General features: G+C 43.3%; 1 protein-coding gene. It reads left to right on the top strand.

Annotated features, from left to right (window positions below; all coding sequences use genetic code 11):
* Positions 1-184 precede the first annotated feature (184 nt).
* Positions 185-2,289, top strand: a 2,105-nt coding sequence (gene lon / locus A3762_RS11295) for an endopeptidase La (protein WP_068755556.1), incomplete at its 3' end; no start/stop codon positions are given.

Consider the following 2,289-nt stretch of genomic DNA (forward strand, 5'->3'; position numbering starts at 1 on the left):
ACAATAAAGATCAGGCGAAAGCAATGCCTGAATAATTCTGTCTTAGTATTTGATTAAAAAACCAGCCAATCGGCTGGTTTTTTCGTATTTAAAAATGATTTCTTTTTTTGTTGGACTAGCCTCCTTGTAAATATGCTGTTTGCCCATATCTACAAAATATTCACGCGAGTAGGAGATGCAATTAATGAGTGAGATAGAAAATAAGGTTGAAAATGAAGTGGTAGGTTTACCTATGTTGCCGCTTCGAGATGTAGTTGTATTTCCGTCTATGGTTGCGCCTTTGTTTGTGGGTAGAGAAAAATCTATTCAAGCATTGGAGGCCGCTATGGAAGCGGGTAAAAAACTCCTTCTTGTAACTCAAAAAGAAGCTAATCATGAGGATCCGGGCATCGATGAGTTGTATCGCGTTGGAACGCTCGCCACCATTTTGCAAATGCTCAAATTGCCGGATGGTACAGTAAAAGTTTTGGTTGAGGGTGAAAAGCGAGTTGTCGTTGATGCGATTAATGAAGAAGAGTTCGTCTCAGCGCAAATACATGACCTTGTTGAAAATATTCCTGAGGGTGTTGAGCTTCAAGCGCTGGCGAGTGCGTTGGTTAGTGAGTTTGAAAAATTCGCTAAGGTTAGTAAGAAGGTTCCGAATGAAGTCGTGAGCACATTGTCCTCGATTGAAGAGCCTTTGCGTTTGATTGATACGATTGCGACACATTTAGAGATGAAGATCTCAGATAAGCAGGAAGTATTGGAAGAGTCAGATGTTGTTCAGCGTGTTGAGTTTCTACTTGCTGTTATTGAAGGAGAGGTTGATCTTATTCAGGTAGAAAAACGCATTCGTGGACGCGTTAAAAAGCAAATGGAAAAGAGTCAGCGAGAGTACTACTTGAATGAGCAGATGAAAGCTATTCAAAAGGAAATGGGTACTCTTGGAGAAGGTGGCAACGAGTTTGAAGAATTAGAAAATAAAATTGCGACTGTTGGCTTAAGTGCAGACGCAAAAGAAAAAGCTGAGAGCGAGCTTAAGAAGCTAAAAATGATGTCGCCAATGTCATCAGAAGCATCGGTTGTTCGCGGCTATATTGATTGGCTTGTTGGTATGCCTTGGAAGAAGCGTAGTAAGGTAAGAAACGACCTAGCTAAAGCGAGAGAAATTCTTGATAGTGACCATTATGGGTTAGAGGAAGTAAAAGATCGTATTCTCGAATATTTGGCGGTTCAAGGGCGTGTTAAAAAATTAAAAGGCCCTGTGTTATGTCTTGTGGGTCCTCCAGGTGTAGGTAAAACTTCATTAGGTAAATCGATAGCAAAAGCCACAAATCGAAAGTTTACACGTGTTGCTTTGGGTGGTGTTCGTGATGAGGCAGAAATACGTGGTCACCGTCGTACCTATATTGGGTCAATGCCGGGTAAATTGGTCCAGAAAATGACCAAGATCGGTGTTAAGAATCCGATGTTCCTTTTGGATGAGATCGATAAAATGGGGATGGATCATCGTGGTGATCCAGCATCTGCCCTATTGGAGGTTTTAGATCCCGAGCAAAACTCAACGTTTAGCGATCATTACCTAGAAGTCGATTACGATTTGTCTGATGTGATGTTCGTTTGTACGTCCAACTCGATGAATATTCCGCCGGCATTGCTGGATAGAATGGAAGTAATTCGAATTCCTGGTTATACCGAGGATGAGAAGTTGAATATTTCCGAGCGTTATTTAATTCCTAAGCAAGTCAAGGATAATGGGCTTAAAGAGGGAGAGCTTATAATCGACGAGTCAGCAGTGCGCGATGTTGTTCGATACTATACGCGAGAGGCTGGAGTGCGTGGCTTAGAGCGTGAAATTGCAAAGCTGTGCAGGAAGGTTGTTAAGCAGATTGCCCTCAAAGAAGTAAACGGCCAGTTGCGTGTCGACGCAGATAATCTGTCTGACTTTTTAGGCGTAAGGAAGTTCAGTTACGGTAAAGCGGATGTCGAGGATCGTATCGGGCATGTAACCGGATTAGCTTGGACTCAGGTAGGCGGTGAGTTGCTCACAATAGAGTGCTCGAGTGTTGTCGGTAAGGGTAAAGTTGTTCGAACGGGTTCTCTTGGTGATGTAATGCTAGAGTCTATTCAGGCAGCTATGACGGTTGTTCGTAGCCGAGCCGATGCATTGGGTATTGATGCCAATTTCCATGAGACTAACGATGTGCATATTCATGTGCCAGAAGGTGCGACTCCAAAAGATGGGCCAAGTGCTGGTATTGCCATGTGCACAGCGATGGTATCTGCGTTTTCAGGAGTGCCTGTGAAGGC

The organism is Oleiphilus sp. HI0125, assembly GCF_001635355.1.